Raw genomic sequence first — 605 nt, 5'->3', positions numbered from 1 at the left:
TCTGAAACAGTGTTACCGCTGTTATCTTCTTCATGTTATCAGTCCCTCCATATATTTTTTATAATATTTCGCCCCTTCAGCAGCATAATCAACGCTGTCCTGGGCCTTAAGGCGGTCCCTGCGGCAATCCAGCCGGTTCTGTTCATATCCTGCCTGTTTCGCCTTTATCTCCCAGCCAAACCGCTGGCCTGCCCGCCCGGCAACAATAAAAAATGCCGGGGTCCGCTCCGACACATAAATGCTGCCCGGCCCATACGCCTGAAGAAACACCTGATATTCGCATCCAGCATTGACCGTCTCGGCAAAAATACTGTCCAACGTCACGTAACAAAGACCGTCTACGCCGATTGTTCCGCTCCCCACGTCTCCAAACATGGGGGACGCCGTTTCATATGCTGCCATTTTTATATCGCCGTAACCCGTTTTGACAATCCTGTTTTTCTCTCCGCTCACATCAAGATTTCCGTCAATTACGGCATCAACGGTGCGCATGTTCTCTGCCCCATAAAACGATGATTCATTTCGGTTTATCCAAAATGTAATTCCGTCGGCGTCCTCCTCGATGTAGGCGCTGTTTACGTCGTCTCTGTCGCTGTACATTTTTA

At 49.4% G+C, this 605-nt stretch carries 1 protein-coding gene; it reads right to left on the bottom strand.

What is annotated here, in order from left to right:
* Window positions 1-30 precede the first annotated feature (30 nt).
* Window positions 31-605, bottom strand: a 575-nt coding sequence (locus CLOSYM_RS22945; RefSeq protein ID WP_021640907.1) for a hypothetical protein, incomplete at its 5' end; no start/stop codon positions are given.

This window comes from [Clostridium] symbiosum ATCC 14940, from assembly GCF_000466485.1.
GTDB lineage: Bacteria > Bacillota > Clostridia > Lachnospirales > Lachnospiraceae > Otoolea > Otoolea symbiosa.
Note: the sequence above shows the minus strand (reverse complement) of the source record. Positions and strands in the feature narration are given on the sequence as shown.